This is a genomic window from Streptomyces sp. PTL18, assembly GCF_059510295.1.
This window is the reverse complement of record NZ_JCAJZO010000034.1, coordinates 1-24816: the sequence shown is the minus strand read 5'-3', so window position 1 is coordinate 24816 and position 24816 is coordinate 1. Positions and strand designations below refer to the sequence as shown.

25 protein-coding genes, 1 tRNA gene and 1 other RNA gene are annotated in these 24816 nt (G+C 69.4%); 5 read left to right on the top strand and 22 right to left on the bottom strand.

Annotated elements, in window-relative coordinates:
* Positions 1–115: 115 nt before the first annotated feature.
* The 6 genes from AC5WS8_RS35110 to ffs all read right to left on the bottom strand — a co-directional run bounded on the left by AC5WS8_RS35110 (position 116) and on the right by ffs (position 9331).
* A complete protein-coding gene (locus tag AC5WS8_RS35110) occupies positions 116–1015 on the bottom strand; it encodes a phosphoribosylaminoimidazolesuccinocarboxamide synthase (protein ID WP_496107571.1) in 900 nt (299 codons plus the stop codon).
* 86 nt (positions 1016–1101) lie between these two features.
* Positions 1102–2601, bottom strand: a complete 1500-nt coding sequence (locus AC5WS8_RS35105; protein WP_496107570.1) for a N,N-dimethylformamidase beta subunit family domain-containing protein — start codon at positions 2599–2601, stop codon at positions 1102–1104.
* Between the two features lie 651 nt (positions 2602–3252).
* On the bottom strand, positions 3253–5070 hold the full coding sequence (locus AC5WS8_RS35100; RefSeq protein WP_496107590.1) for a hypothetical protein: 1818 nt from the start codon (positions 5068–5070) through the stop codon (positions 3253–3255).
* Between the two features lie 453 nt (positions 5071–5523).
* Positions 5524–6780 (bottom strand): phosphoribosylamine--glycine ligase, encoded by a 1257-nt coding sequence (purD, locus tag AC5WS8_RS35095; RefSeq protein ID WP_496107569.1) that lies wholly within the window; start codon positions 6778–6780, stop codon positions 5524–5526.
* Between the two features lie 90 nt (positions 6781–6870).
* Entirely contained in the window at positions 6871–9120 is a 2250-nt protein-coding gene (locus tag AC5WS8_RS35090; RefSeq protein WP_496107568.1) for a DNA polymerase III subunit gamma and tau, read from the bottom strand.
* A gap of 114 nt (positions 9121–9234) precedes the next feature.
* An RNA gene (ffs, locus tag AC5WS8_RS35085) (signal recognition particle sRNA small type) lies at positions 9235–9331 on the bottom strand.
* Between the two features lie 72 nt (positions 9332–9403).
* On the opposite strand from ffs, the gene AC5WS8_RS35080 reads away from it, so the two are divergent.
* Positions 9404–9491: transfer RNA gene (locus AC5WS8_RS35080), tRNA-Ser, on the top strand.
* Between the two features lie 79 nt (positions 9492–9570).
* Here the strand turns inward: AC5WS8_RS35080 and AC5WS8_RS35075 are convergent.
* From AC5WS8_RS35075 to AC5WS8_RS35030, 10 genes are all read right to left on the bottom strand, one after another.
* Positions 9571–10809, bottom strand: coding sequence for a tyrosine-type recombinase/integrase (locus AC5WS8_RS35075; protein ID WP_496107567.1), 1239 nt, complete (start codon positions 10807–10809; stop codon positions 9571–9573).
* An 11-nt stretch (positions 10810–10820) separates the two neighbouring features.
* Positions 10821–11060, bottom strand: a complete 240-nt coding sequence (locus AC5WS8_RS35070; protein ID WP_496107566.1) for an excisionase family DNA-binding protein — start codon at positions 11058–11060, stop codon at positions 10821–10823.
* Positions 11060–12439: a replication initiator gene (locus AC5WS8_RS35065; RefSeq protein ID WP_496107565.1), complete on the bottom strand. Its 1380-nt coding sequence runs from the start codon at positions 12437–12439 to the stop codon at positions 11060–11062. The genes AC5WS8_RS35070 and AC5WS8_RS35065 overlap by 1 nt, the downstream gene beginning before the upstream one ends.
* Before the next feature lie 95 nt (positions 12440–12534).
* Positions 12535–12840: a SpdD-like protein gene (locus tag AC5WS8_RS35060; protein ID WP_496107564.1), complete on the bottom strand. Its 306-nt coding sequence runs from the start codon at positions 12838–12840 to the stop codon at positions 12535–12537.
* A gap of 19 nt (positions 12841–12859) precedes the next feature.
* Positions 12860–13015 carry a hypothetical protein gene (locus AC5WS8_RS35055; RefSeq protein ID WP_263232088.1) on the bottom strand — a complete coding sequence of 52 codons (156 nt, stop codon included), beginning with the start codon at positions 13013–13015 and terminating at the stop codon, positions 12860–12862.
* A 15-nt stretch (positions 13016–13030) separates the two neighbouring features.
* Complete coding sequence (locus AC5WS8_RS35050; RefSeq protein WP_061927187.1) at positions 13031–13210, bottom strand: mobile element transfer protein; 180 nt, start codon at positions 13208–13210, stop codon at positions 13031–13033.
* A gap of 16 nt (positions 13211–13226) precedes the next feature.
* A complete protein-coding gene (locus tag AC5WS8_RS35045; protein WP_496107563.1) occupies positions 13227–13925 on the bottom strand; it encodes a DUF2637 domain-containing protein in 699 nt (232 codons plus the stop codon).
* A gap of 24 nt (positions 13926–13949) precedes the next feature.
* Positions 13950–14162 (bottom strand): hypothetical protein, encoded by a 213-nt coding sequence (locus AC5WS8_RS35040; protein WP_496107562.1) that lies wholly within the window; start codon positions 14160–14162, stop codon positions 13950–13952.
* 85 nt (positions 14163–14247) lie between these two features.
* Positions 14248–15612, bottom strand: a complete 1365-nt coding sequence (locus AC5WS8_RS35035) for an FtsK/SpoIIIE domain-containing protein (protein WP_496107561.1) — start codon at positions 15610–15612, stop codon at positions 14248–14250.
* A gap of 5 nt (positions 15613–15617) precedes the next feature.
* On the bottom strand, positions 15618–15965 hold the full coding sequence (locus AC5WS8_RS35030; RefSeq protein ID WP_496107560.1) for an SCO3933 family regulatory protein: 348 nt from the start codon (positions 15963–15965) through the stop codon (positions 15618–15620).
* 248 nt (positions 15966–16213) lie between these two features.
* Here AC5WS8_RS35030 and AC5WS8_RS35025 point away from each other — a divergent pair, with 248 nt between their 5' ends.
* Positions 16214–16702, top strand: a complete 489-nt coding sequence (locus tag AC5WS8_RS35025; RefSeq protein WP_496107559.1) for a hypothetical protein — start codon at positions 16214–16216, stop codon at positions 16700–16702.
* 54 nt (positions 16703–16756) lie between these two features.
* On the opposite strand, the gene AC5WS8_RS35020 is transcribed toward AC5WS8_RS35025, so the two are convergent.
* From AC5WS8_RS35020 to AC5WS8_RS35005, 4 genes are all read right to left on the bottom strand, one after another.
* Complete coding sequence (locus AC5WS8_RS35020; protein WP_496107558.1) at positions 16757–17578, bottom strand: integrase; 822 nt, start codon at positions 17576–17578, stop codon at positions 16757–16759.
* Positions 17575–18426 carry a sigma factor-like helix-turn-helix DNA-binding protein gene (locus tag AC5WS8_RS35015; protein WP_496107557.1) on the bottom strand — a complete coding sequence of 284 codons (852 nt, stop codon included), beginning with the start codon at positions 18424–18426 and terminating at the stop codon, positions 17575–17577. Before AC5WS8_RS35015 ends, AC5WS8_RS35020 begins: the two co-directional genes overlap by 4 nt.
* A 175-nt stretch (positions 18427–18601) precedes the next feature.
* Positions 18602–18991 (bottom strand): ATP-binding protein, encoded by a 390-nt coding sequence (locus AC5WS8_RS35010; protein WP_496107556.1) that lies wholly within the window; start codon positions 18989–18991, stop codon positions 18602–18604.
* A 98-nt stretch (positions 18992–19089) separates the two neighbouring features.
* Positions 19090–19917 carry a helix-turn-helix domain-containing protein gene (locus tag AC5WS8_RS35005; protein ID WP_496107555.1) on the bottom strand — a complete coding sequence of 276 codons (828 nt, stop codon included), beginning with the start codon at positions 19915–19917 and terminating at the stop codon, positions 19090–19092.
* A gap of 632 nt (positions 19918–20549) precedes the next feature.
* Here AC5WS8_RS35005 and AC5WS8_RS35000 point away from each other — a divergent pair.
* A complete protein-coding gene (locus AC5WS8_RS35000) occupies positions 20550–21524 on the top strand; it encodes a GmrSD restriction endonuclease domain-containing protein (protein WP_496107554.1) in 975 nt (324 codons plus the stop codon).
* Positions 21457–22209 (top strand): MAE_28990/MAE_18760 family HEPN-like nuclease, encoded by a 753-nt coding sequence (locus AC5WS8_RS34995; protein WP_496107553.1) that lies wholly within the window; start codon positions 21457–21459, stop codon positions 22207–22209. Before AC5WS8_RS35000 ends, AC5WS8_RS34995 begins: the two co-directional genes overlap by 68 nt.
* A 206-nt stretch (positions 22210–22415) precedes the next feature.
* On the opposite strand, the gene AC5WS8_RS34990 is transcribed toward AC5WS8_RS34995, so the two are convergent.
* Complete coding sequence (locus AC5WS8_RS34990) at positions 22416–23273, bottom strand: PD-(D/E)XK nuclease domain-containing protein (RefSeq protein WP_496107552.1); 858 nt, start codon at positions 23271–23273, stop codon at positions 22416–22418.
* A gap of 135 nt (positions 23274–23408) precedes the next feature.
* Positions 23409–23765, bottom strand: coding sequence for a hypothetical protein (locus AC5WS8_RS34985; protein ID WP_496107551.1), 357 nt, complete (start codon positions 23763–23765; stop codon positions 23409–23411).
* Between the two features lie 517 nt (positions 23766–24282).
* On the opposite strand from AC5WS8_RS34985, the gene AC5WS8_RS34980 reads away from it, so the two are divergent.
* Complete coding sequence (locus AC5WS8_RS34980; protein WP_496107550.1) at positions 24283–24660, top strand: hypothetical protein; 378 nt, start codon at positions 24283–24285, stop codon at positions 24658–24660.
* Positions 24661–24816 lie beyond the last annotated feature (156 nt).

Genomic DNA, 24816 nt, shown 5'->3' with positions numbered 1-24816 from the left:
GTCAGGGCCCGGAGGGGCGCCGGGCCCTGTGTGCGGTCGTACGCGTCGTATGCAGCCGGCCGGGTCGCCGGGGACCAGCGGGTCGCCCAGGAGCTGTCCGGCCGCCGGACAATTCCTAGGACCAGCGCACTTGGGTCAGGCGCTCGTACGCCTCCACGTACTTCGCACGGGTGGCCTCCACGATGTCCTGCGGCAGCGGCGGCGGGGGCTGCTCGCCGGCGCGGTCCCAGCCGGAGGCGGGCGAGGTCAGCCAGTCCCGGACGAACTGCTTGTCGAACGACGGCTGGGCGCGGCCCGGCTGCCACTGGTCGGCGGGCCAGAAGCGGGAGGAGTCCGAGGTGAGGACCTCGTCGGCGAGGACGAGGGTGTCCCCGTCGTAGCCGAACTCGAACTTGGTGTCCGCGAGGATGATCCCGCGGTCGCGGGCGATGTCCCGTGCGCGTCCGTAGACGGCGAGCGTCGCCTGCCGCAGCTGGGCCGCGGTCTCGGCGCCCACCTGGCGGGCGACCTCCTCGTAGGAGACGTTCTCGTCGTGCTCGCCGACCGCGGCCTTGGTCGCCGGGGTGAAGATCGGGGCGGGCAGCTCCGAGCCGTCGACCAGGCCCTCGGGCAGGGCGAGGCCGCAGACGGTGCGGGACTCCTCGTACTCGGCGAGGCCCGAGCCGGTGAGGTAGCCGCGGGCGACACACTCCACCGGAACCATCTTCAGGGACTTGCAGACCAGGGTGCGGCCGGCCCAGTCCGCGGGCGCGCCCGGCGGGAGCTCGGTGCTCAGGACGTGGCTCGGGACCAGGTCCCGGAGCTGGTCGAACCACCACAGCGACAGCTGCGTCAGGATCCGGCCCTTGTCCGGGATCTCGGTCGGCAGCACCCAGTCGAACGCGGACGTACGGTCGCTGGCGACCATCATGAGGTCGCCCGCCTCGTTCTGGTACAGCTCGCGCACCTTTCCGGTGTGCAGATGCACCAGGCCCGGCACCTGGACAGGCTCGGGCTTTTCGACGAATCCGGACACGGTTCCTCCCCGTGGTTCTCTCCCAATGGCTCGATTCTCCCGTATGCCGGGAGCGATCCGATCCACGGGGCCGGGGAGAGATGCGTTCAGTCGCGTTTGCAGATGCGGTCCAGCAGGTTTGCGGTCGCCTGCTGAATGCGGGTATCGACGTGACCGGGGCGGTCCAGCGCAGGGGACCACGCGAACGTTCCGGACGCGAAGACCAGAGCACCGGAAGGAGCGCGGTAGAGGGAGGTCTCCTGGTGGCGCGGGACGCCTTCGCCGTCCCGGTACGGGGAGTGGGCGAGCAGGATGCGGCCCTCGTGCTCGGGCAGCGGCGCACGCGGGAAGTAACGGTCCGCCTCCCCGGCGACCATCCCGTCCAGCTCGTCGCCCTCCGCCGCGCCCGTCCCCTCCCACAGCCAGTGGTCGGCGTTGCGGACCACGAGCGGGTGGGGCTCGGGCACGCGGCCCGCGTACTGGATGCCGATCAGCTCCTGCTCCGCACGGTCGATCTCCCGCCACAGGACCGGCTTTCCGGGGCCGCGGCGCTTGCGGCAGGTGAGCAGGCGATCGGGGACGCCGGACGGGGACGGGCCGAGTTCGACCTGCCAGTACATGGTGTTGGCGGAGAGGAAGACCAGCGAGGTGCCCTGCTCGCGGGCGAGCTCGACGGTGCGGCGCATCTGCACCGACCAGTACTCGTCGTGGCCGGGGAAGACCAGGCCGCGGTAGCGGGTGGGGTCGACGCGGCCGGCGTGCAGGTCGCGGGCGTCGGCGTAGGCGAGATCGTAGCCGTACCGCTCGGCCCAGCGGATGAAGTCGTAGGCGTGACCGACGTGCAGGGGCAGGCCCGCGCCGGCGTACGGGCGGTCGAAGGAGATCGTGGTGGCGGCGTCCGCCTCGCCGAGCAGCCGGCCGCTGTCGTCCCAGGCGTGATAGAGGCTGGCTCCGGTGCGGCCGTCCTCCGGATACAGGTTGTACGCCTGCCAGGTGATGTCCGGGAGCAGCAGGAGCAGATCGGCCGGGCGGGCGTCACGGACGGTGAACGGTACGTGCGAGCGGTAGCCGTCGGCGGTGGTCAGCACGGCGACGTAGGCGCCGACGCTCCAGTACGACGGGATCTGCAGCCGCCAGGACAGCCACCAGTGATGGCAGGAGACCGTGCGGTCGGCGGTGAGGGGCGGCGGCTGGACGATGCCCGAGAGACGGGGACTCGTGGTGATCTTGGCGGCTCCGTCGCCGTTGTAGTGCCCGATGCGGTACACGTCGACGGCGAACTCCTGGGGCGGGTCGACGGTGATGTGGAAGTCCAGTGCCTCGCCCGGAGAGACGGCGCCGGTGGAGGTGAAACCCTTGATCTGGCGGTGGACGTCGTCCGCGGAGCGGGGGCCGCTGGTCCGGGGGGCCGGGATCCGGGCCCCCTTGCCGCCCTGGGCGGGGACGTGGGCCGGGGCGGGGTCCACGTACCAGGGGACCACGTGGCCCGTGTCGTCGAAGTACGTCTCACTGCCCCTCAGCCAGGGGACGGGGCCCTGGCCGAAAGGGTCCGTCACGGCGTGCGCGAGAGCACCCGACTCCCACCGTCGGATGTGTTCCGACCCCATGCGTGTCCCCTCCCTCGTCCCCCCGTGAGCCGTCGTAAGCCCTTACCGAGTGCCCGATCGGTACCCAGCACATCACATAACGCACCTACTCCGTCACCGTTCGTCGCGAATTGACGTGAACGGAATGGGAATCCTGCGGCCAGGACCGGGGTCGCGGAGCCGGGCGGGTGCAGTTTCCTCAGGTCGGTGACATCGGTGACGTCGGCGCGGGGCGGCGGCACGGGTCGGCGCGGGGCGGCACGGACCGGCGCGGGGCGGCGCGGACCGGCGGCACGGACCGGCGCGGGTCGTCGCGGGGCGGCACGGACCGGCGGCACGGACCGGCGCGGGTCGTCGCGGGGCGGCACGGACCGGCGGCACGGACCGGCGCGGGTCGTCGCGGGGCGGCGGCACGGGTCGTCGCGGGGCGGCGCGGACCGGCGGCACGGACCGGCGCGGGTCGGCACGGGGCGGCACGGACCGGCGGCACGGACCGGCGCGGGTCGGCACGGGGCGGCACGGACCGGCGGCACGGACCGGCGCGGGTCGGCACGGGTTTGGGGCCTGGCCGGGCGGTCGGCGGGTCGTGCGCCGGGGCCACGGATCAGGCGGAGCGGAGCCGTCCTCGGATCACGTGTCGTGGTGCGGCGGTCAAGCGGGGTCGAGCGGCCCTCAGACCAGGCGGACCGGTTTCTCGGGGCGTACGCCGAGGTTGCGGAGCCAGGTGCGCAGTGGGACCGGGTCGCCGTCCTCGACGAGGGTGCGGACCCCGGGGGAGAGGTCGGCCGCGCGTTCGCCCCGTACCAGGAGGGACGGGCCGTCCAGCCAGTCGAGGCCCGGCGCGGCTCCCGCCGTGTCCATGGCGGCGCAGCACACCACCGCGGCGACGTGGTCGACGAGCAGTTCACGGCCCGTTCGGGGCGGCTGCAGCGGGAACAGCGGCAGCATCGCGGCGGTGTCCCACACCGTACGGTCCGTCCCCGGTGCCTGACCCCTGGCGCCGCCGGGTATCGCCCCGGCCGCCTCCTCGCGCGCCAGTTCGGCACTGAGCCCGACGACGAGCGCCGCGGTCCGCACACTGGCGACCGCGTCGTCGTCGGGGACTGCGGCGGTTTCGTCACGGGCTCCGTCCTCACCCGGACCGGATACGCCGTCGGACCCGCCCTCGTCCTCGCCCGTCGGTGTGCCGCTCGCGCTCCCGCCCGGGAGGACCGTCAGATACTCGAGGACCCGTTCCAGCGTCGGGCCGTCCGCTTCGGGGGCCGTGCCGTGGCGGGCGTGGTGAACGCCGAGGGCGTCCAGGACACGGTGCAGGCGGGCCGCGTCCGTGCGCCACTTGCGGTCGACGACCTCGTCCGGGTATTCCTGCCAGTCCACCGGCGCCCAGCCCGGGCCGGGCTCGGCCGGTCCTCCGTGGAAGAGGCGAGCGGCGAGCAGGGACGCGGCCTCGTCCACCAGCCCGGGCTCCTCGAGCAGGTCACAGGCCGGCCGCTCGCCCAGCCGCGAGGTGAAGCCCTCGGCCAGCCGGTCCCGGCGCGACAGCTCCGTGAGCGCAGAGACCACGCCCGCGTCCAGGCGCGAGGGCCAGCGGCCCATCCGCCAGGCCGGCAACGCGACACGGGTCAGCAGCCGGTCCCAGCCCGCGTACGCCAGTCCCACCTGCTCCTGTGCGACGATCCGCACCCCGTAGTCCACAGCCTGTGCACGCTCGGCCGCGGCCGCCGCCACCCCCCGCTCCATCTCCTCCGCATGCCCGCGGCAGCTGCGCAACAGCAGTCGCGCCACCCAGCCGGCGCCCGACAGCACCGTACGGATCACGGGCCCGTGCGCCGGTGCCGAGGTCACCGCCACCGCGGCGTCCAGTCCCCGGACGAAGCGCCGTGCCGCGGCTATGTCCGGGTGCGCCGACGGTCCCGTACCGGCGACGACCGGGGCGAGGACCGCGCGCAGTTCGCCCACGCGCATCCACCAGAGGAACGGCGAGCCGATGACGAGCACGGGCGCGGTACCGGCGCGGTGCTGCCGGGAGGCCGCGAGGCCGCGCACGTCGGATATCTCCTCCCCGGGCAGCGGACCCGGCGGGCCGTGGGCGGGGTGGGTGCGGTCCTCCAGCCAGCTGTCGCAGTCCGGGGTGAGCGCTATGGCGGAGGGCGCGGGCACGTCGAGGCGGTCGGCCAGATCTCTGACCATCCGGTAGAGATCGGGTGCCGAGCCCTCCGCGATCGGGACCGTCGGACTCATGGCCGGGCGGGCGCGGGCGATCACGAGGGCGATGCCGGCGGCGCAGGGCAGGACGAGCACGGCGACGCAGGTCACGATCCAGCGGGCGATCCCCCAGCGCGTCCCGCCGAGGTGACCGGTGGCACCGCCGACGAGCAGCACGACGGCGACGGCCGCGGGCAGCAGGGCGACGGCCAGCGCCCGGCTGCGGATCCGCAGCACGGCCATGGCCCGGGAGCGCGCGGCCTGCGCGCCCGCCTCCACACCCATTCCGGTCACGACCGGACGTCACCCCCTCCGACCCGCCTCTGTCCGGCACGACCCATGCCGTGACGGTCCGCGTCACGGAGGTCGCCGCCGGATGCCCGTGCGTTGCTCACTCCCCCACTGTGGCACCCGCCACTGACATCGCAATGCCGGTGGGCCAAGTGCCGGAACGCTTGCGCCGCACCCTAGTTGGGGCTCCGGCCGCCGTCAGCCGGACGGGTCACTGCTCACTCGATGGAATGGCTTTGGGGAAAGATGACTGACGGAGGGCAAGGGCCATGGCCAGGATTCCGCCCTCCGCCGCCGAGCCCTCGCACGGCAGCACCGCATGCGACGGGCGCCGCAATGGGACGGGCCCGCAAGCGCCCGCAATGAGACGGGCCCCGCATCCTGAGACGGATCCGGGGCCCATGAGGTTCATCGCCCGTCGTGACCACGACACGGACGGGCTGGGGGTCAGACGTCGGCGCCCGCGGCCTTCGCCGCGATGTCCGTGCGGTGCTGGGAGCCCTCGAGTCCGATGCGCCCCACCGCCGCGTACGCCCGCCGGCGCGCCTCGGTGAGGTCCGCGCCGGTCGCCGTGACGGACAGCACGCGGCCGCCCGCGCTCACCACCGTCTCGCCCTCGCGCCGGGTACCGGCGTGCAGGACATAGGCGTGCGGGGCGTCCTGCGCGGCCACCTCGTCGAGCCCGGTGATCGGGTCGCCGGTGCGCGGGGTGCCCGGGTAGTTGTGCGAGGCCACCACCACGGTGACGGCCGCGTCGTCGCTCCAGCGCAGCGGCTCCAGGTCGGCGAGGGTGCCGTTCGCGGCGGCCAGCAGCACACCCGCGAGCGGGGTCTTCAGCCGGGCGAGGACGACCTGGGTCTCGGGGTCGCCGAAGCGGGCGTTGAACTCGATGACGCGAACGCCCCGCGGAGTGATCGCCAGCCCCGCGTACAGCAGCCCGGAGAACGGGGTGCCGCGGCGGCGCATCTCGTCGACGGTCGGCTGCAGAACCGTCTCCAGCACCTCGTCGACCAGCTTCGGGTCGGCCCACGGCAGCGGCGAGTACGCGCCCATGCCGCCCGTGTTCGGCCCTTCGTCGTCGTCGAGAGCGCGCTTGAAGTCCTGGGCGGGCTGGAGCGGGACGACGGTCTCTCCGTCGGTGATCGCGAACAGGGACACCTCGGGACCGTCGAGGAACTCCTCGATGACAACGCGGTCGCAGGCGGCCGCGTGCGCCTGGGCGGCCTCCAGGTCGGCGGTGACGACAACGCCCTTGCCGGCGGCGAGACCGTCGTCCTTCACGACGTACGGGGCGCCGAAGGCGTCGAGCGCCTCCTCGACCTCCTCGGCGTTCGTGCACACGTACGACCGAGCGGTGGGGACGCCCGCGGCCGCCATCACGTCCTTGGCGAAGGCCTTGGAGCCCTCGAGCTGCGCGGCTTCCCCGGAGGGGCCGAAGACGGGGATCCCGGCATCGCGCACGGCGTCGGCGACCCCGGCGACGAGTGGCGCCTCCGGACCGACGACGACCAGCCCGACGCCGAGCTCGCCGGCCAGCGCGGCCACGGCCTGTCCGTCGAGGGCGTCGACCCGGTGCAACCGGGCCACCTCGGCGATGCCCGCGTTGCCGGGGGCACAGTGCAGCTCGGTGACGTCGGGGTCGAGGGAGAGGGAACGGCACAGGGCGTGTTCGCGGGCACCGCTACCGATGACGAGGACCTTCACGGGGTCAGCCTAACGGGCTCGGGCCGGTGGCCTTGTGGGGGCCGCCGAAGAAGGGTGGGGCGGGGGTTTGTGGGTTCCTCCCAAGTCCGCCTACTCGTTCGAGAACTCCTCCACCACTGTGGCCCCGAGCTCTCTGACGATCAGTTCATGGCCGGACAACGCCGACTCTTCGAGATCGGGGTCGTCGTCCTCCGGCATGTCGTCCTCGGGGGCGACCACATGGCGCTGCGGCGCGGGTGGCGCGGCCGGGGCGGGGGCGGGGGCGGGCGCCGCCGGTGCCGGAGCGGCGGGCGCCGCCTGGGCGGCCGGGCGGGCGGCCGGAGCCGGCTGCTGAGGTGCGGGGCGCGGCGTGGACGGGGCGCCCGGGCCGTGGCCACCGCCCCCGCCGGGCGGGAAGCCGCCGCCGAAGCCGGAACCCGAGCCGGCCGGCGGTGCCGAACCACCCGACGGGTCGACGATCGCCTCGATCTTCCACTGCACGTTGAACTGCTCGCCCAGCGCCTGCCGCAAGACGTCCTCGCTGCCGCTGCTGAGGAAGTTGTCCCGGGCGCCGGCGTTCACGAAACCGACCTGCAGCGTCGTCCCGTCGAAGCCTGTGACCTGCGCGTTCTGGCTGAGCAGGATCCAGGTGAAGCGGCGGCGGTTCTTCACCGACTCCAGGATGTTCGGCCACAGCGTGCGGGGGTCCAGCCCGCCGGGTGCCGGTGTGCCGGCCGGTGCGGGAGTGGAGGCGGCCGGTGTCGGCGTGGCCGCCGGTGCCGTCGGTCGTGTGGGCGCGGCCGGGGGCTGCCCTCCGCCCGCCGGCGCCGCCGTGGGCCATCCACCGGGCCGTCGGCCGCCGCCCGCGGCGGCAGCGGTGGGCCAGGCACCGGGAGCGGCGGCGGCCCGCGGCTGAGCGGGAGCGGGAGCCGTCGGCGGCGCCTCGGCGGGCGCTGCTGGGGGTGCCTGCGGTACCTGCGGTGCCGCAGCAGGCGTCGTCGCACCGTCGGACGCACCCGGCACCGGCGCACTGCCCGCGCCGGTCCCCGCGCCCGCACCCGGGCCCTGTGCCCGCACCGCGGCCCGGGCCGCCGCCGGGCCGCCCCCCGGCGGCACCGGAGCAGCAGCCCCGGCCGCCCCGCCGTGCGCCTCGGGCCCGGGCACGTAACCCATGGCGGGGCCCGCGCCTCCGCCGGAGAAGTTGACGCCGCGCTCCAGGCGGTCCAGGCGGGCCATCACGGACCGCTCGTCCCCGTACGCGGCGGGCAGCAGCACCCGTGCGCAGATCAGCTCGAGCTGCAGGCGGGGCGAGGTCGCCCCGCGCATCTCGGTGAGCCCCTCGTTGACGATGTCGGCGGCACGGCTCAGCTCGGCCGGGCCGAAGACACCGGCCTGGGCCTGCATCCGCTCCAGCACGTCGGCCGGGGCGTCGATGAGCCCCTTCTCGGCGGCGTCGGGCACGGCGGCGAGGATGACGAGGTCCCGCAGCCGCTCCAGCAGGTCGGCGACGAACCGACGGGGGTCGTTTCCCCCCTCGATGACGCGGTCGACGACCTCGAAGGCGGCTGCCCCGTCCCCGGTCGCGAATGCCTCGACGACGGAGTCGAGGAGTGAGCCGTCCGTGTAGCCGAGCAGCGAGGTGGCCATGGCGTATGTCACACCGTCGGGACCCGCCCCCGCGAGCAGCTGGTCCATGACGGACATGGAGTCACGCACGGACCCGGCGCCCGCGCGGACGACCAGCGGCAGGACCCCGTCCTCGACGGGGATCTTCTCCTTCTCGCACACCTCGGCGAGGTAGTCCCGAAGGGTGCCCGGCGGCACGAGCCGGAACGGGTAGTGGTGCGTACGCGACCGGATGGTCCCGATGACCTTCTCGGGCTCGGTGGTCGCGAAGATGAACTTGAGGTGCTCGGGCGGCTCCTCGACCACCTTGAGCAGCGCGTTGAAACCGGCCGACGTGACCATGTGGGCCTCGTCGATGATGTAGATCTTGTACCGGCTGCTCGCGGGCCCGAAGAAGGCCTTCTCCCGCAGGTCGCGGGCGTCGTCCACACCACCGTGGCTGGCGGCGTCGATCTCGATGACGTCGATCGACCCCGGTCCGTTCCTCGCCAGGTCACGGCAGGACTGGCACTCGCCGCACGGCGTCGGGGTGGGACCTTGCTCACAGTTCAGACAGCGGGCCAGGATGCGCGCGCTGGTCGTCTTGCCGCACCCGCGCGGACCGCTGAACAGGTACGCGTGATTGACCCGGTTGTTCCGCAGCGCCTGCTGCAGCGGGTCGGTGACATGCTCTTGCCCGATGACCTCGACGAAGGACTCCGGGCGATAGCGGCGGTACAGCGCGAGAGACGACACGCTTACGAGGTTATAGGCGCCCACTGACAAAGCGCCCGGCCCGAGTCCCAGCCCCGGCGACGGCCCCTCGGGCGCAGGCCCCGGGCACCCCGTCCCCGGGCATCGTCCGGGGATGCGAAAGACCCCCCACGCACCCGCCAGAGCCAACCTACCCTTGCTGCCTTCCGGCCCTGGGGGAGTTCAGTCAGATAGCGCCGCGTGAGGGGCTGTGCCCCAGCCTACCCGATCCCCGGGCACCGAACGAGTTCGCTAGCACTCCCCGGCGTCATGTAATGTTTCCGGCGGAGGATTCGCCTAGAGGCCTAGGGCGCACGCTTGGAAAGCGTGTTGGGGGCAACCCCTCACGAGTTCGAATCTCGTATCCTCCGCCAGTGCCTCACCGGGCACGATGTCGAAGGGCCCCACTGTTCGCAGTGGGGCCCTTCGACGTTGTCCGTCTCAGTTTCCGTCTCAGTTCGTTTTCGGGAGCTCCCAAAGAGCGTCGCCAACCTGCTGCGCGACCTTGCGGAGCATGGTCCCGGTCACATGCATGTACCGGGCGCGCATCCGGGCCGCTCCCCCGGGCTCCCAGCCCATGATGGAGTCGATCACGACGTCCGGGACGCCAAGGATCAGAAGAACGGTCGCGGCGGTGTGTCGAGCATCATGGAGACGGCCGTCTCGTACGCCCGCGTCCCGAAGAAGCCGCTTCCAAATATGGAAGTCGGTGTTCGGGCTCAGCGGGCCGCCGACCGGCGAGGCGAAGACATACCCCTTGCCCTCCCAGTCGGCACCGGCCGCGATCCGCTCCCGCTCCTGGGCTTCCTGGTGCTGGCGGAGAATCTTGATCAGCGGATCGGGCAGGCCGATGGTGCGCCGTCCCGCGCGGGACTTGGTGGACTTGTGCTCGCGACGGATCTGCTCCCGCTTGGGGCAGTAGCCCGCCTTCCGTCCGCACGGGTCGGTCCCGCAGCCGTGTGCGTACTTGGGGCGCAGCCGGTTCTTACGGATGCGGACGTACCCCGCGTCGAGATCGACGTCTTCCCAGTGAAGACCGAGCGCTTCCCCTTGGCGGAGGCCGAGCGCCAGGGCAACGACCCAGCGCGCGCTGTTACGGAGCTTGGCCGCCTCGACGAGGAGACTCTGTACCTCCTCGATCGTGTACGGCTCGATGTCCTCCTCTTCGAGCCGGGGCGCCTTGGCGATCTCCGCCACGTTGGTCGGGACGTGCCCGCGCCGCACCGCCTCACCAAGGGCGACCCTGATCGTCCGGTGGACGTGGTGGGCGGTGCCGGCGGAGCTCCCGGAGTCCTGCATCTTCCGGTAGAAGCGCTCCAGGTGCTCTGGCTCCAGGCGGTCGAGCTTGTGGGCCCCCAGGCCGGGGACGAGGTGGACGCGGACATCGACCTCGTACCCGTCGTACGTGTTCTCGGAGACGTACGGCTTGGCGATGTTCTCCACCCAGTGCTCCAGCCAGGCTTGGACGGTCCAGCTCTGGCCCGGCTTCCTGAGCTTCTTCTCGTCCCTCGCCCGCTCCATCTCACGGACGGCCTTGGTCACCTCGGCCTTGGTCTTGCGCTCGATGTGACGACGGTCGGGCTTGCCGTCATCCCGGACGCCGACCGTCACACGTCCGTGCCACTTGCCGTCCTTACCAAGGTAGATGGATGAGGCCCCGTTGGGCTGACGGGTGCGCTTCTGCTCTGCCATGTCCCCTCCCCCTACGCAACGGCAGCCGGGCGCCGCAGCTTCGCCACGTACGCAGAGAGGGCGTCGACCGGAACTCGCCGCAGCCGCCCCACGGTCACGGACTCGATCTCGCCGGACGTGACGAGCCGGAAGCACGTCGTGCGACCGATCCGGAGCCGTCGCGCGGCCTCCTCGACGGTCAGCAGCACCAAGGCGGAGTCGGTGGCGGTCTCGTCCAGGACCGCCGGGCAAACCGCTGTCAGCGTGGTCATCAGGTGAGGTCTCCCATCGGATCGAGGACAGGAACGTCCGAAGCGGCGGACGACCGGGCGGCGTCGGGTGGCGGGGCGCCGTGGGCGACGAGGCGTTCCGCGTCTGTCCAGCCGGTTCCGGCGAAGCGCCAGTGCGAGAGCACGAGGACGGTGTCCGGGTCGGGCAGCGGGTGGCCGGCCTCGACCGCGCGCTGGCGGGCCAGAGATTCGTTGTGGTCGGCGCGCTCCTGGCGGAGGGCGCCGAGGGTGACGGAGTAGGCGCGGGACTTGGTCGAGAAGTGGCCGCGGAAGCCGAGCATGTGGGCCCACTTGCGCAGGCGCAGGGCTTCGAGTTCGGGGAGGGCCCCGAGGTGCCAGCAGGTGAGGATCATCCGCCGGGCGTGGTCGGTGACGCCGGAGCCGATCAGGTCGGTGATCGGGTTCCGGATGGGACGGTCGAGGGTGCCCGCGCTCTCGGCGCCCTTGGTGGCGTACTTGGCGATGTAGGCCGCCACGGCGCGGCTGGACAGTTCCGAGGTGCCCGCGAAGTCGGCGGAGCGGATGGGGCGGATGTCGAGCTGCTCACCGAAGCGGAAGGCGTACGCGCGGCCGTCGAGGACGGGGCCGGGGGTCTCGGCGAGGCGGGCCGCCAAGCGGATCGCGTCGGTGAGCAGTTCCGTGGTGGCCCAGGCCGGTGGAGCGTCCTCGGCGCCGTCCGGGCCGTCGAGGCGGATGACGGCGTGGAAGTGGACGGCGCCGCGCCGCTGGTACTCAGCGACCTTGGCGTACGAGACCTTGAGGCAGTGGCGCAGGGTCGAGCGCTTGATGCCCGCGCGGGAGGCGAGCTGCTGGCGCAGGTAAGTGGTGAATCGGCCCCAGAGCGCCCCGGCGTGCGCGTTCCACAGGACGGCCGCGCGGTAGTCGTACCGCTCCGGGTCGAGCGGCGTGCCCAGAGCCGGGTCGTCGTCGGGGTGGAGCCGCCCGCAGCGGCAGCGACCGCCGCCGGGCCGGTTGTGTACGGGGCCGAAGGACGGGGCGGTGAAGGTAGCAAAGACTCGTGGGTGCTGAGCAACAGCCGGGCCGATGCCCTTGCCGCCGCTCAGTCCAGCGGTGACGAGGTGGAACGTGTCTTTGCGGTAGACCTCGGCGCAGGCGGCGCACCGTGTGGCGCGGCGGTTGTTGCAGCGGATGAGGAGCTGTCCGGCCGGAAGGTCGCGGTCGGCGATCTCACGGACGATCTCACCGGTGGCGGCGTGGACGTCGAGCCGGTGGCCCTCCATCCGTATGGGCCGCTCGCAGCCGCCGAGGCGCTGGATCTGCCGGGCATAGGCGCTGAGGTCGCCGTGTCGGGCCAGGCTTGCCAGGTGGCGGATGGCTCCGAGTGGAGCCGGGGGACGCATGTGCAGATTCCTCCTTGAGGAAGCGGAGTTCAGGGAGGCCCGGCCTGTCCAGGGGACTAGACAGTGTGGGCAGGCCGTGCGGTGAGCCGATGAGGTCAGCGGCGGCTGAGGACGGACCGGATGACGACGGCGCACACGGCCACCGAGGCGGCGGTGACGGCGACGGCGAGGAGCATGGAGACGAGAACAGCACCGACGGCCAGGACCACGGCGGTGCCGCCGACGACGAGGGCGAGCGCGGTGCCGGGGGTGACCTGGACAGCCGGTCGGGACGCCGCCTGTGTGATGGAGGCCGACGGCGGAGTCTGGGCCGCAGGAGTGACGGCGGTCGGCTCGACGACAGCGGGCGGGGTGACCAGGCCGGTGGGCTGAGGCATGGTGGGGATCTTCGGCCGGAACATGGACTCTCTCCCTTCGCGGTTACTTGACGGCGGTGTTGATGACGGGGGCGAGCACGCTGTCTGCGAGGAGGTAGCCGCCGAGGAGCAGCACGGCGACGAGCCACCAGGGCGGGCGGATGAGCTTGACGCCCAGGACCCCGATGCAGAGCAGGGCGAGCCAGAGGGGAACGTGCATGGCGGTGCCCTCCTGTCAGGCCGGGCAGCGGTGGGTGCGGGCGGCGAGTTCGGCGGCGGCGCGGCTGTCGTACTCAGCGGAGAAGTCGCAGCGGGGCGCGGTGCAGGCGGCGAGGTGGCGGTTTCTGCCGCGGTCGACGTAGGAGGCGACGTTGACGGGGCCGATGCGGCGGACGTTACGGAAGCGCCGGTTCATGGTGGTTACTCCTCCTTCAGAGGTGAGCGGCGACGGACGCGGTCATGGACGGGGGCAGGCCGAGCCGGGCGCGTACGGTGTCCGGATCGGCGGGGCGACCGGTGGACGAGTGGTGTTCCTCGGCCAGGGCCCGGACCCGCTCGACGAGGGCGGGCGGTAGGGAGACGGCGGGAACGGGCGCCGGGGCCGGAGCGGCGACCGGTTCGGCGGCGGTGGGTTCGGGGTCAGTGGACGGTGCCGCAGACTCCTCCCGGTCCGGCGTGTTGAGGGCGGCCGGTGCGGGGTGCCGCTCCTCGTCCGTCTTCGTCGGCGAGGCGAGGGCCGCCGGCGCTTCCGGCTCGTGCGGTGCGTGGGCCAGGAGCGTTCCGCCGAAGAAGGCGATGGCGGGCCAGCCTGCGACCACGACGCGGAGCGAGGCGGGTACGTGGTCCAGGTCGAGGAGTCCGGCGGTGGCGACGTTGGCGCCGAGGGATGCGGCCAGGGCCACCAGGAACCAGAGCCGCGGTCCCCCGGCCGCCTGGCCTGCTCGCTGCTGCCCGCGTATCCGGCGCCAGGCGGCAACCAGCAGCAGGTCGACGCTGACCGGGTAGGCCCATGCCTTCCAGCCGCCCTGTCCGGCCGCTGCGGCGAGGTCGTGCAGGTGGGAGAAGGACAGGGCGCCCGCGATGACGGCCTGGACGATCACGGCGTCCACTCGGGCCAGGTGGGCACGCATCGGCTCGGGTTCCCTTCCGTGCGATCAGTTGGCGGACTTGAGCGCTTCGGCACGCTGACGGGCGAGGCGGGCCACCTCGGCGGTTTCGCCGTCTTCGGGCGTGTGGGCGGCGATGCGTTCCAGCAGGTCCGCCTTGCGGTCCATGAGCTCGGCGTAGTCGGCGGAGGTGCGGTCCCGTCGGAACGCGGCCAGCTCGGCGATGAGTGCGCTCACCTCGGCGATGGAGGGGCGTGACATAGGGGGTTCCTTCCGGTTTTTGGCATGGCAGGGGTAGGGACGTGGCGCGAGGCGGTCACGCCGACCGTGGAGGGAAAGCGCGTGGTTACTCGGTCACCGGGCGAGCGGTGGGTGCCGCGGCCGAGGACGACGGCCGGGCCTCTTCGACGGCGACGACGGGCCGGAAGGAGTCGAGCCGGGGCAACTCCGGGACCAGGCCCGAGGTGTCGCGGCAGATGGCCGCCGCGTCGTCGAGGCTGAGGTGCGGCGAGCGGACGCGGGACCAGCCGCCGGAGGAGTCGCCGACGACCGCGACACCGGGCCGTTCGGCGGGGATGTGGGTTGCGGCCAGCGCCGCTTCGGGCGCGATGTCGCCGAGCGCCATGTTGGCGGAGGTCTCGTCGTTGACGCGGTGGCAGACCCGTCCGGTGAGCTGGGCGCGCAGCATGGTGGCGCCCTTGCCGAGTTCGGCGCCGAAGCGCTGCCCGCACACCTCCAGGTAGATGCCGGCCGCGCGGCCGAGCTGGGCGAGCCGGATGAGCTTAGTGACCATGGCGTCCCGCCGCTTCTCGTCGTCCTTGCTCGCGGCGAGGAAGAGTTCGGCGACCTCGTCGACGACGACCACGACCGGCACCGGCCGCAGCTTCTCCGGCAGACCCCACACGTCCGAGGTGAGCACGGCATCCGGACCGGCCCCACCCGCCATGCCGATCAGACGGAACCGCGCCTCCATCTCCTCCACCAGAACGTCCAAGAGGTCGTTCGCACGGTCCGGCGTGTCGGCGAGCGCCGACAAGCGGGGCGCGAACGGGGCCAGTTCGACGCCCCATTTGCAGTCGATGCCGACGAGCGCGACGGGTTGCCGGGCCAGTCCGCACAGCAGGTTGCGCAGGTACACGGACTTGCCCGACTGCGTGGCGCCGAGGATGAGTTCGTGCGGCACGGTGCGGAAGTCCCGGACGTGCCAGTGCCCGTCCTCGCGCAGCGCCAGCGGCAGGGACAGCGGACCGGTCCGCAGCCACCGACGGGCGGGCCGGACGTCGGCGAGGACGTCCCAGCCGACCAACCGCAGCTCCAGCCGCCCCGGTTTGGTGGGGCGGACGTGCACGGCGTGCGCACCCCAGGCGTGCCGCAGCCGGTCGGCCGAGGCCGTGAAGTCCTCGGGCGCCTGCCCGGCCGCCATGCGCAGCCGCATCACGAGCCCGGACCCGGTCGGCAGGGGCAGCGACCGGCGGGGCGGTACGGGAGCAGCCTGACGTCCCATCATCCGGGCGGTGGCCCGGCGGACGGCCGAAGCGGGCACCGTCAGGCCGCAGGCGTCCATGGTGGCCCGGTACGTGGCGAGCACGCGCAGCGTGACGACCGGGTATCCGACCAGCCACCAGAACAGGACCGGCAGCCGACGGCGCACCGTAACCAGCACGGCCACCGCCAGCAGTAAAAGGATCAGAATCCACAGGGCATCGGTCATGGCACTCAGCTCCGAGCCGCCGCCGGAGCGCCGACCATGACGGCGTCCGCCCGGAAGGCGATGCCGTGCCGGGTGCGGCCGCCGAACTCGCTCTCCCAGGGCCGCGCCACCAGACCGGACAGGAAGACCGGCGCACCCATGACCAGGCCCTCGCCGATGCCCTTCTCAGGGACGGTCACCTTGATCATGTCCGAACCGCCCTCGGCGATGAACACCAGCTCCAGAACCATGAGCCGGTCGTTGGTCACCGGGTCCACGGCCACCTCACCGGTCTGCCGGTCCCTGACCTTGACCTCGGGCAGCTTCGTGACCAGCAGAGTGGCGGCGGAAGTGTCGACAGGAATGACACGCATTGTGTGCGTACCTCACTTGATTCGGGCGTCCATCTCGGACGCCGACCGATCGGACTGGATACCCCCCTAGACAGCACAGGGAGTGACCCCCTTGAACTGTCTAGGGGGGTCGACGCCTACCGTAGCGGACGACCCATCAACTGTCTAGGGGGGTATACGAGTTGCCTCAGTGCACCAGCGAGATGCAAGCCGGTCAGGGCTGGCGACGGAAGGCACACCAAGTGCTACCGGGCCTAAACTCCAGCTTCATGCCGCCCCAGAACCAGCGCGCAAGCTCCACCGACGAACAGTTGTCGATCATCGGCACCCTGGCTGCCCAGACGTTCCCGGAAGGGCAGTCCAAAACGGAACACGGCTGGGGCGGGCCCGGCTTTCACATAGCCACCCTGCGGGTGACCCAGGATTTCTGGGACGACCGAAGCCCTGAGATCGTCGAGTCAGCCGTCCAAGAGTTGGAGTCCGACCTCGCCGCGATGGCCAGCACACTGACTGGGCGTTGGGGCGATCCGATCACGGTCGACCTGTGGCCATACCTCGGGCTCGACGACCCGGGCTATCCCAACATCGAGCCCGCGCCTGAGCCGATGCGCTCCTTGTGCAACCTCGCCACAAGCATGCTGGTGTGGCGGATACCGTCCACCAGCCGTTGGCTCGGGCTCACGATCGGCCAAGGCGACAGAGAGCTCCCGTTCGAACTCCTCGCCGCCGTCGCCGAAGAGTCCTCGTTCCCACAATGAGCCGGCAGCGCTGCCCGCACCACGGGCCCGCTCCAACGTCCGCAGGACGCAGCGTTACGACAGATCCCAATGCAGGACCGTGGCGTCGTCCTGCACCTTGCCTCGCGGCCAGCGTCGTCCCTGAGGATCGCTGGCCTCTGCTTCGCGCACAAGACGAATCAGCCCATCCGGCCCGGAGGAGTTGAGGACGGCCAGCGTCTCTTTCCAGTCGGTGAGTTCGAAGCTGTCGACGAGTCGCGTAGCGCCGTCGCTCAGCAACGTCACGGAGGCCAGCGAGTCCAGCGGTACCGACCCCGTCAGGGCGTGTTCAGCCGCCTGCGGGTCGGGGCCGGCGATCCAGAAACCACCGGGCCGGTTGCGAAGGCCGGTCAGAGCGTCGCGGTATTCCGCGAGCGCGGCGGAGTGTTCGGGTGAACCGGCGGGCAGGGCGTCGACCGGTTCGCGCAGCCGTTTGCCGACGTCGTCGAGGCGCTGGTCGGTGACGGCGGCCGTGCTCCCGTCCGTCTCGGCGAGGAGGAGGGTCGAGTCACCGAGGACGAGGTACTCCAGAGCTCCCGCATGGGCCCGGACAGCGACGACCGTACTGGTCGGACTGGCCCGATAAGCCAGGTCGCATGTGTCCTCGTGCAGGGAGCGGACGACCCGGACCGCGTCGGCGAGACAGTCGGCGAGCGGCCGGGCGGGATGCGCAGCCACGCCGCTCAGCAGCAGTCCGCCCAGCGTCGAGGAGAACCATGCGATGCCGTGCACGCATCCGGTCTCCGCCCCGGCCACGCCGGCGCCGTCGAGGAGAACGGCCGTGCCGAAGGCCGCGGCGGCGAAGTCCTCGTTTTCCCGTTCCGGTTCGGCCGGTTGTGAGCCGAGGGCGACGTTCACGCCGTCGCCTCCTCGTCGTGCAGGTAGAGAGGGCAGAGAAGTTCGACGGATTGCGGTTCGTCGGTGTCGGGGTCGTACTCGACACTCACCAGTGTGGAGAAGGGGCGCTCACCCACCTGACCCCAGAGCGTGTTGAGGTCCGAAGTGAGCAGATGGACCACGCCGAGGGAGCCTGCCGTGTGGATTCCGGCGATGGCGAGCACCGAACCCTTGCCGTCCGGGCGGGGCAGTCTGCCGAGGTATCCGACGTCGTGCGGGCGGTACGGTTCCAGGTCGGCACCCGCGTGGTACGCCGTGCCGGTGCGCCGGTCCACCAGCGCCCACGGCTCGCCTTCCGGATGGTCCCAGCCGAGCACCGGGTCCTGGGCGTACAGATCCTTCATGGCCTGGGACATGCTCGGCCCGCAGACGACGATCAGGCCGTCACGGTTGAGGTCGATCTCACCGCTCACGAGGACGTGACCGGAGCTGACGACAAGCCCGTAGGACTTGGCCAACTCTTCCAGCCGCTTCCCGGAGTTCATGTCGGCCATGGCGACGACCGGGCGGTTCTTGTCACTGTCCCACCGCAGCGGAGTCACCACGGTGACGGCACCCATCCCGAGGAAGGCCCCCTCGGGCGCCGGGCCGGTGTGCCGGATCTGATGAATCCGCCCACGGCTCAGGCCGGCCTTCTCGGCGATCTGCGCATAGGACAACCCTTGCGCATGGAGGTCCTGAACCACACGGCGGCGGAGCCGGGCGAGCTCGGTCACCTCCTGCTGCGCGTCGGCCAGCCTCGTCGTGACCTCACGCAGGAGTAGGTACGGATCATCGATCGCCATGATCCGCTGCAGCTCGTCCGACATGACCATACCTCCTAGAAGTACCCAGGAGTCTAGGGCCCTAGACAGAATGGGCGGTAGGCGCCGCCCTGTACGAACGCCGACCACGAAGAACCCGGACCGCCGCCGAGGCACACCCCGAGGACTCAACCGTCACCGCCCGCAGGGTGACCACCCACCGCCGTCGAACAGAGCTCAGTCACGAGCCCTCCCGCGCCAGGTCAGCCCACACAGAACGCCCATTGGGCCAGTTCTTCACGCCCCAGTCCTTGGCGCAGGACGCGATCATCAGCAGTCCGCGCCCGCCTTCTTCCTGACTGGTCACGTCACACAGATGCGGCACGCGTTCGCCGCCCTCGTCGACCACCTCGATACGCACGAGGTCGTCGCCGAAGCCGACGACCACCAGGAACCAGCCGCCAACCTTGCCGCTCAGCGAGTGCCTCACCGCATTGGCGGCCAGCTCACTCACGACCAGGACGGCATCGTCGACGGGTCCGTGCCCGTCGAGCAGGGCAGCAACGAAGTGACGGGCGTTCGCCACCTGCTCGGCGACACCGGGAAAGGCACGGCACCACTTGGACCGCATAGGAGACTCCTCCACCATCGTCTAGGGGTCTAGACAGCGCAGCGGCAGAGTATTCCTACATACAGCCAACAGGCCAGGCATCTAGAGGAATTATTCCTCTAAGGAGTGAGGGTGTCTCCCAAGTCGCGGAACTCCTTCATCACCTGCAACAGCAGCTCTCGCACCTCACCACCGAAGACCGCAGCCCGCTCGAAGCGACCGAACGTCTCCTCGAACGCGGCGAGCTCGTCAACGTCGGCCGACACCCGGTCACCGCCGAATGCCTCGACCACGACCGCTCGCCGGTCGCACAACGTGAACCCGTGACGAGGCAGCACAGGCACCGGCCGACGCCAGGGGATGACCCCCAGCCGCACCGTGCTCAGACTCTCGACGGCCAGCAGCCGGTCGAGCTGGGCGAGCATGAGCGCCGGAGTTCCCGGCCAGGTCCGCAACACGGCTTCCGTGAGCACGAACACCGACTCCCGACCCGGCTCGTACAGCACGCTCTGCCGCTCCACACGGGCAGCAACAGCCCGACCAGCCGCCTCAGGCGTCGAGTTGGGAGCACCCTCGAAAACGTGCCGAGCATACTCCGCGCTCTGGAGCAGGGCCGGCAGAACGACGCACTGGAACGAGCGCACCAACCGAGCGGCCCGCACTTCTTCATCGACGGTCGCACCGACCGGAGTTGCACTGTCGGCCGACTGACCCAAGTCTGATGCGGCTTCTACATCAGCCAGGAGCTCACGCACCTCGCCCGCGGCCGACTCGTCGAGGCCAAGAGCACGAGACAGCCGATCCAGTACGTCGGCACTCGGAACCATGCGCCCGTTCTCGACCTTGGACACGGTCGGCTGACCCACTCCGGCACGCTTCGCCAGCACAGCACCCGTCAGACCAGCCTCAGCCCGCAGCACACGAAGACGCTCTCCAAGCACCTTCATCCGCTCCCGCCGCTCACTCCCCATACCCAGGGTTCTACACCACCGGCCAGCAGATACGGGGCGCCCGAACGGCAGGGACCACCAGCAGGCCCCGGGCGTGATTCAACTTTTCCCTACGGGTTCAAGTCGGCTCGCTCCGCTCGCCGCGCGCGGCCCGGCCCCCGGCCGGGCCTGCGCTCCTGTCTCCGCCCCGCTCCAGCCCGGCCGACGCCCGAGCCGCGCTCACGGCAATCAGTCGCCTGATGCCAGAGAAGGGGTACGTCGTGGCTGGGGCGGTCGGCTCCACGGCTTTACGGAGCCACTTTGGCGCGAGCCTCGAAGATCATGGCCCCAACGTCGTGCTTTACCGGGCAGGTCCACAGACTGCCCGACGCGCCGCAAGCTTACGGGGCCATGATCACTCGCGCCAAAGCAGCGCCACCCCAAAGCCGCTCCGCAGACCGCTCGCTGTTCGATCCCAGAAACCCTCCACAGGGGCGCTCATATGAGTATGTTGGACATACTCCATCGAGGATGCACCTGGCCACCGAAGAGACAGGGACAACGTGTCTACCCCCGTCGCACCAACCGAACAGCGGACGCAGCTTGCAGCTCAGCGACGCAAAGTCGATTTCGACACATACGACGTCACCGTGGACGAGCTACTGCGGCGAGTCAGCAGAAAGCGGATCGACATCGCTCCTGTCTACCAGCGACAATTCCGATGGGACAAGCCCCGCCAGTCGCGCCTAATTGAGTCAGTCCTGCTAGGAATCCCCGTCCCTCCACTATTCATGGCGACTAATAGCGCCAGCGGCGAACAGACTCGATGGGAGGTGGTCGATGGCCTCCAAAGACTTCTAACTCTGGTGAATTTCGCCGGAGATGATAAGACGAGGGACGCCGCAAATCTGGAGGGCGACCCTCTTCGCCTCACCGATCTAGACAAGCTGACCACCTTCGAAGGCTACGCATTCGACGGACTGACTGAAGATATTCGCACCACTTTCGAAGACCGACCACTCAAGATCATCATTCTCAATGATAAGAGCGAGCTGCAAGTCCGCTACGACCTGTTCGAGCGCCTGAATACTGGAGGGATCGAGCTAACCGATCAAGAGATCCGCGAGTGCGTATACCGGGGAGAATTCGTCGATCTCCTGGGGAGGCTTGCCGAAGATGACAACTTCAACACCGTAGTCAAACTCCCCACCGCCCGCCAGAAGGACGGAACTCGCGAAGACTACGTCCTTCGATTCTTCGCCTTCCTAGACCGCTATCAGAAGTTTGAACATTCGGTCAAGGATTTCCTCGACGAATTCATTGCGGACGCCCACAAGGCGCCAAAGATTTCGACGAGGGAATCCGTATTTGACAGCACCTTCTCCTATTTGGCTTCATGTTTCCCGGACGGCCTGAAGAGCCGGAAGGGGCAGACTCCTGTCAACCTCTTCGAAGCTGTATCCGTAGGTGCCGCCCTGGCCCTCCGCGAGAAACCTAACATCACAGTGCCCAATATGGATTGGGTATTCTCGGATGAGCTTCGAGCTCTCGTAACTGGTGCCACCAACAGCAGGCCGCGAGTGCGCGGCCGCATTGAGTTCGCCAAGGGAAAGTTCCTTGGCTAGGCGCCCAATCTTTGACCGTAGCCCGCTAGAGAAAGAGTTTCGACAGCGAATCGCGGTTGTGCGCAAGCTCCTTGACGCTACAGACTCATCTCCAGGCGCCCCGGGGGCGACATCCCCTATCGACGTCTCGCGAGAAACCAGAGGTCTAAGCATCGTCCTCCTGTACGCCGCGTACGAATATCTCCTCAAAGGAATATCTCGCACCCTTCTGGAATCCGCCATGCAATTGAAGCTCGGAAACCGGAGGCTCAAGCCGGAATTCCAGGTGTTCGCCATTCACGCAAAGCTGCAGGCGCTTACCGACATTTCTGCGCATCAAATCTGGAACGGTTCCGGAAGAGGAGTAATCGATGCGCTTCTCGACAAGACCTGTTCCATCAACTCGAACATTTTCCCGAACGACGGAAGCCACATGAAAACGGCACAGGTCGCCACGCTATGCGAGGTGTACGGATTAAATCCTCCCGGCCCTATTCTCCGGGAAGCGTGGGGGCGCATCAACACCGTCGTTTCTGAACGCAACAGCATCGCTCACGGTCAGCGTACACCCGAAGAAATTGGCCGAAATTACTCGGTCGCTGAACTCAGGAAGCTTGTGGACATTTGGGAGCGAAGGTGGTGTGAATTCCTGGCGGACGTGGAAAATAAAGCATCGACCAGGGACTTTTACCGGGAGCCTCGCTAGAAAGTCGTGCCCCGACCGGGCCTGCTGAGCATCAGTCCTCGGACCCGGGAGGCGCACCACGCGCACCAGGTCGGGCCGGGAACAGCGGGGAATCACGGGGAAAGCGATGGGTCCGCGCGAAGAGCGTGCCGACCATTCGCCGAGGTCAGAGGCAGAGTCAGCCCTAGATGCCCAAGCTGATAACGCGACTAATCCCGCACTGACTCTTAGCGAACCACGATAACCCTAGTGGCGGGGTTGCTCTGGTCCTGAGAGAGATCCGATTGAAGTCCGGCCGGATTGACCAGTCGTCTGTCCGGGTCGTACACCAGGGCAAAAATTCCACGACAATCCGGGTGCCGCGTGTATCGGCCCCAGTCAATCAGCAACTCTTCGCCCACCTTCTTGTCAGTTAGCGTCTTGCGAGTCATCTTTGTCTCTACGACGATACCAACGGCAGGAAGGAGGAAATCGACGCGGGAGCGACCTCCCCCATACTCGGGAACATAATCCTCCGGGCGCACGTCGTCGTATAGCAGTCGGAGGCAAGCGCCCACCAAGACTTGAAGATCCTCTTCTCTTTCGATGCGAGGCGCAGGAATGTTTGACTTATCAGAGCTCTGCAAGACCTGAAGGAAGCTCGGAAACCTGGCGAACGCTTCGGCAAGCTCGGAAAGAATCGGAGCAGCTTCGGCGACGGTATAGATCTCAGCCTGCAGGATGGATCGTTGCTCGTGAAAGCTATTTAGAAATGTAGTCGAGAATGGGTAAGTCCATTTCGGAAGGGGTGAATCGGTCTGTGTGGAATCGTAAAACTGGTTGATCTCTATAGGGTTGCCAAGGAACGATTTAATGCGCTGAATAAAGAGTCCACCTTCATACATGTTTTTGAATTGGTCACGGGTCACCTCTGAAACAAGCGGGGTGGCGCGCGCATACCAAGACTGATAGCGCTCTTGTCCTTCCCGCAGTTCCTGTGGAGTAACGGAACCGTTGACCTGCCATGTCGACAAGATCGATTCGATCTCGTAACTTTCGTCGAGCAGACGCTCGATTTCTGCCCGCTTGCTGGAAGACATCACCATGGCGGCACCCTTCTTATGCAGAGTAGAAGCATGACAGACGGCACTGACACAGAAGGGGGCGAGACTGGGCCCAGCCGACGGGCTGCGCCTTCTTGGAGAGCTGGGGGGGGGCGGCTGGGCTGGGGGCCAGACCGCCTAAATCCAGATCGACCAAGCCCCGGCAACCGTGGCGAGCACAAGCCCTGTCGTGGCGAGCCATGCTGGGCCACGAAGATCGTTCATTGCCTGCTCCCAGACCAATCGCTGGATCCACTCATAGGTGTACGTGAGGCGCCCCATGTTGAAGGCCGGCTGCCGGATGGTGTACATGGCTGCGCTCTGTGCCTCGCTCGACTCGTACGTGCCCTCGGGGGCCCCGATGACACTGTCGATAGCGTCCAAGTCATCAACCAGCTTTCGATAATCCCTCCGAAGGGCCTGGCCACCCCAGATGATGGCAATCAGCGGGAGCAGCCCCCCTGCCACGGTGATCAAGGTCAACGTCAGCTTCATGGACGGACCATAGGGTGCACCTACGGACTTGGGTACCGGGCTGCTGCGTCAGCGAGGCCGCCGGGGGGACCCGGCGCCCTCTGGGCCGTCTCTGGGCCGTCCGAGGTTGCTCAACAGCAGTCAATGACGACCAACGACGAACACCAGGCGCACGAGCCCACCGCTTCTGAGCAGGGAAAACCCAGCTCACCAAGATCTCCGGCAAGACCCAGGGCAAGAAGACAGATCGTGACTCGCTCATACGAAGCGGTCGCTCCGTTAGGGTGCGCTACATGACAGACGCCCCGGCCTGTCCCGAGTGCAGCCAACCCATAAAGGGCAGGCGGACCTGCCGGGCGCTGTGGAGGTGTACCGGTCGGCACGTCTGGTAGCGCAGGGCCGACCGGCCGGAGGAGCCGTTGGAGGGCCTGCCCGATGCCCGGGCTGTTCCGCTGACATCCAACGCTGGCGCCGCCATCGCCGTACCCGCTGCGGCCGTCCCTGGTCAGCGAAGTCACGATCGGAGAGTCTGGGGGGCATGCTGCTACCGCTCACCCATGGGAAGACCGAGCTCATCGAGGTCGTCCGCATCACCGACCCCGTCAGGCATCTCAGTTCGGAGGACCTGGCCGGCGACACTGCCGCGATCTGGGAGGGAGACCAAGCCCAGCAGGCCCTGTCCCTGATCGCCGACCTACCAGGAAGTGAGCTGTACCGCTGCTTCCTCCCAGGCTGGGGAATCCGCGCGCACAGCTCCACCGATCAGCTCTTCGAGATCGCCTTCTGCTTCCGCTGTCACGGTGCCCGCATCTGGGGGCCGGGCCTTCCTGCCAACCAACGGGGCCAGACCTTCGACGCGGAGAGCCCTGCCGCACTGGAACTGCTCCACCGATTCCGCACCTGCCTGCCGGACTGAGGTCTCGGCAGCTTGAGGACGAAGAGGTCGCCGTGCCACAGCCGTGCCAGATGCAGGGGTCAGCAGCGGTCAACAAGGCTGGCTGGTGGGTGCATCCGTGCCCGCTCGCTCGGCGAGTGAAGCCGCAGGTCACCCGCCCTACGCCCCACCCTCTCT

Excerpts from the sequence above, each read along its gene's own strand:
- AC5WS8_RS35030 (WP_496107560.1), bottom strand. The coding sequence starts at position 15,965 with ATGCGTGTCATTCCTGTCGACACTTCCGCCGCCACTCTGCTGGTCACG.
- AC5WS8_RS35015 (WP_496107557.1), bottom strand. The coding sequence starts at position 18,426 with ATGTCGGACGAGCTGCAGCGGATCATGGCGATCGATGATCCGTACCTA.
- AC5WS8_RS34980 (WP_496107550.1), top strand. The coding sequence starts at position 24,283 with ATGCTGCTACCGCTCACCCATGGGAAGACCGAGCTCATCGAGGTCGTC.
- AC5WS8_RS35025 (WP_496107559.1), top strand. The coding sequence starts at position 16,214 with ATGCCGCCCCAGAACCAGCGCGCAAGCTCCACCGACGAACAGTTGTCG.
- AC5WS8_RS35105 (WP_496107570.1), bottom strand. The coding sequence starts at position 2,601 with ATGGGGTCGGAACACATCCGACGGTGGGAGTCGGGTGCTCTCGCGCAC.
- AC5WS8_RS35075 (WP_496107567.1), bottom strand. The coding sequence starts at position 10,809 with ATGGCAGAGCAGAAGCGCACCCGTCAGCCCAACGGGGCCTCATCCATC.
- AC5WS8_RS35040 (WP_496107562.1), bottom strand. The coding sequence starts at position 14,162 with ATGTCACGCCCCTCCATCGCCGAGGTGAGCGCACTCATCGCCGAGCTG.
- AC5WS8_RS35050 (WP_061927187.1), bottom strand. The coding sequence starts at position 13,210 with ATGAACCGGCGCTTCCGTAACGTCCGCCGCATCGGCCCCGTCAACGTC.
- AC5WS8_RS35100 (WP_496107590.1), bottom strand. The coding sequence starts at position 5,070 with ATGGGTGTGGAGGCGGGCGCGCAGGCCGCGCGCTCCCGGGCCATGGCC.
- AC5WS8_RS34985 (WP_496107551.1), bottom strand. The coding sequence starts at position 23,765 with ATGAAGCTGACGTTGACCTTGATCACCGTGGCAGGGGGGCTGCTCCCG.
- AC5WS8_RS35055 (WP_263232088.1), bottom strand. The coding sequence starts at position 13,015 with ATGCACGTTCCCCTCTGGCTCGCCCTGCTCTGCATCGGGGTCCTGGGC.
- AC5WS8_RS35060 (WP_496107564.1), bottom strand. The coding sequence starts at position 12,840 with ATGTTCCGGCCGAAGATCCCCACCATGCCTCAGCCCACCGGCCTGGTC.
- AC5WS8_RS35035 (WP_496107561.1), bottom strand. The coding sequence starts at position 15,612 with ATGACCGATGCCCTGTGGATTCTGATCCTTTTACTGCTGGCGGTGGCC.
- AC5WS8_RS35070 (WP_496107566.1), bottom strand. The coding sequence starts at position 11,060 with ATGACCACGCTGACAGCGGTTTGCCCGGCGGTCCTGGACGAGACCGCC.
- AC5WS8_RS34990 (WP_496107552.1), bottom strand. The coding sequence starts at position 23,273 with ATGGTGATGTCTTCCAGCAAGCGGGCAGAAATCGAGCGTCTGCTCGAC.
- AC5WS8_RS35045 (WP_496107563.1), bottom strand. The coding sequence starts at position 13,925 with ATGCGTGCCCACCTGGCCCGAGTGGACGCCGTGATCGTCCAGGCCGTC.
- AC5WS8_RS35005 (WP_496107555.1), bottom strand. The coding sequence starts at position 19,917 with ATGAAGGTGCTTGGAGAGCGTCTTCGTGTGCTGCGGGCTGAGGCTGGT.
- AC5WS8_RS35065 (WP_496107565.1), bottom strand. The coding sequence starts at position 12,439 with ATGCGTCCCCCGGCTCCACTCGGAGCCATCCGCCACCTGGCAAGCCTG.
- AC5WS8_RS35010 (WP_496107556.1), bottom strand. The coding sequence starts at position 18,991 with ATGCGGTCCAAGTGGTGCCGTGCCTTTCCCGGTGTCGCCGAGCAGGTG.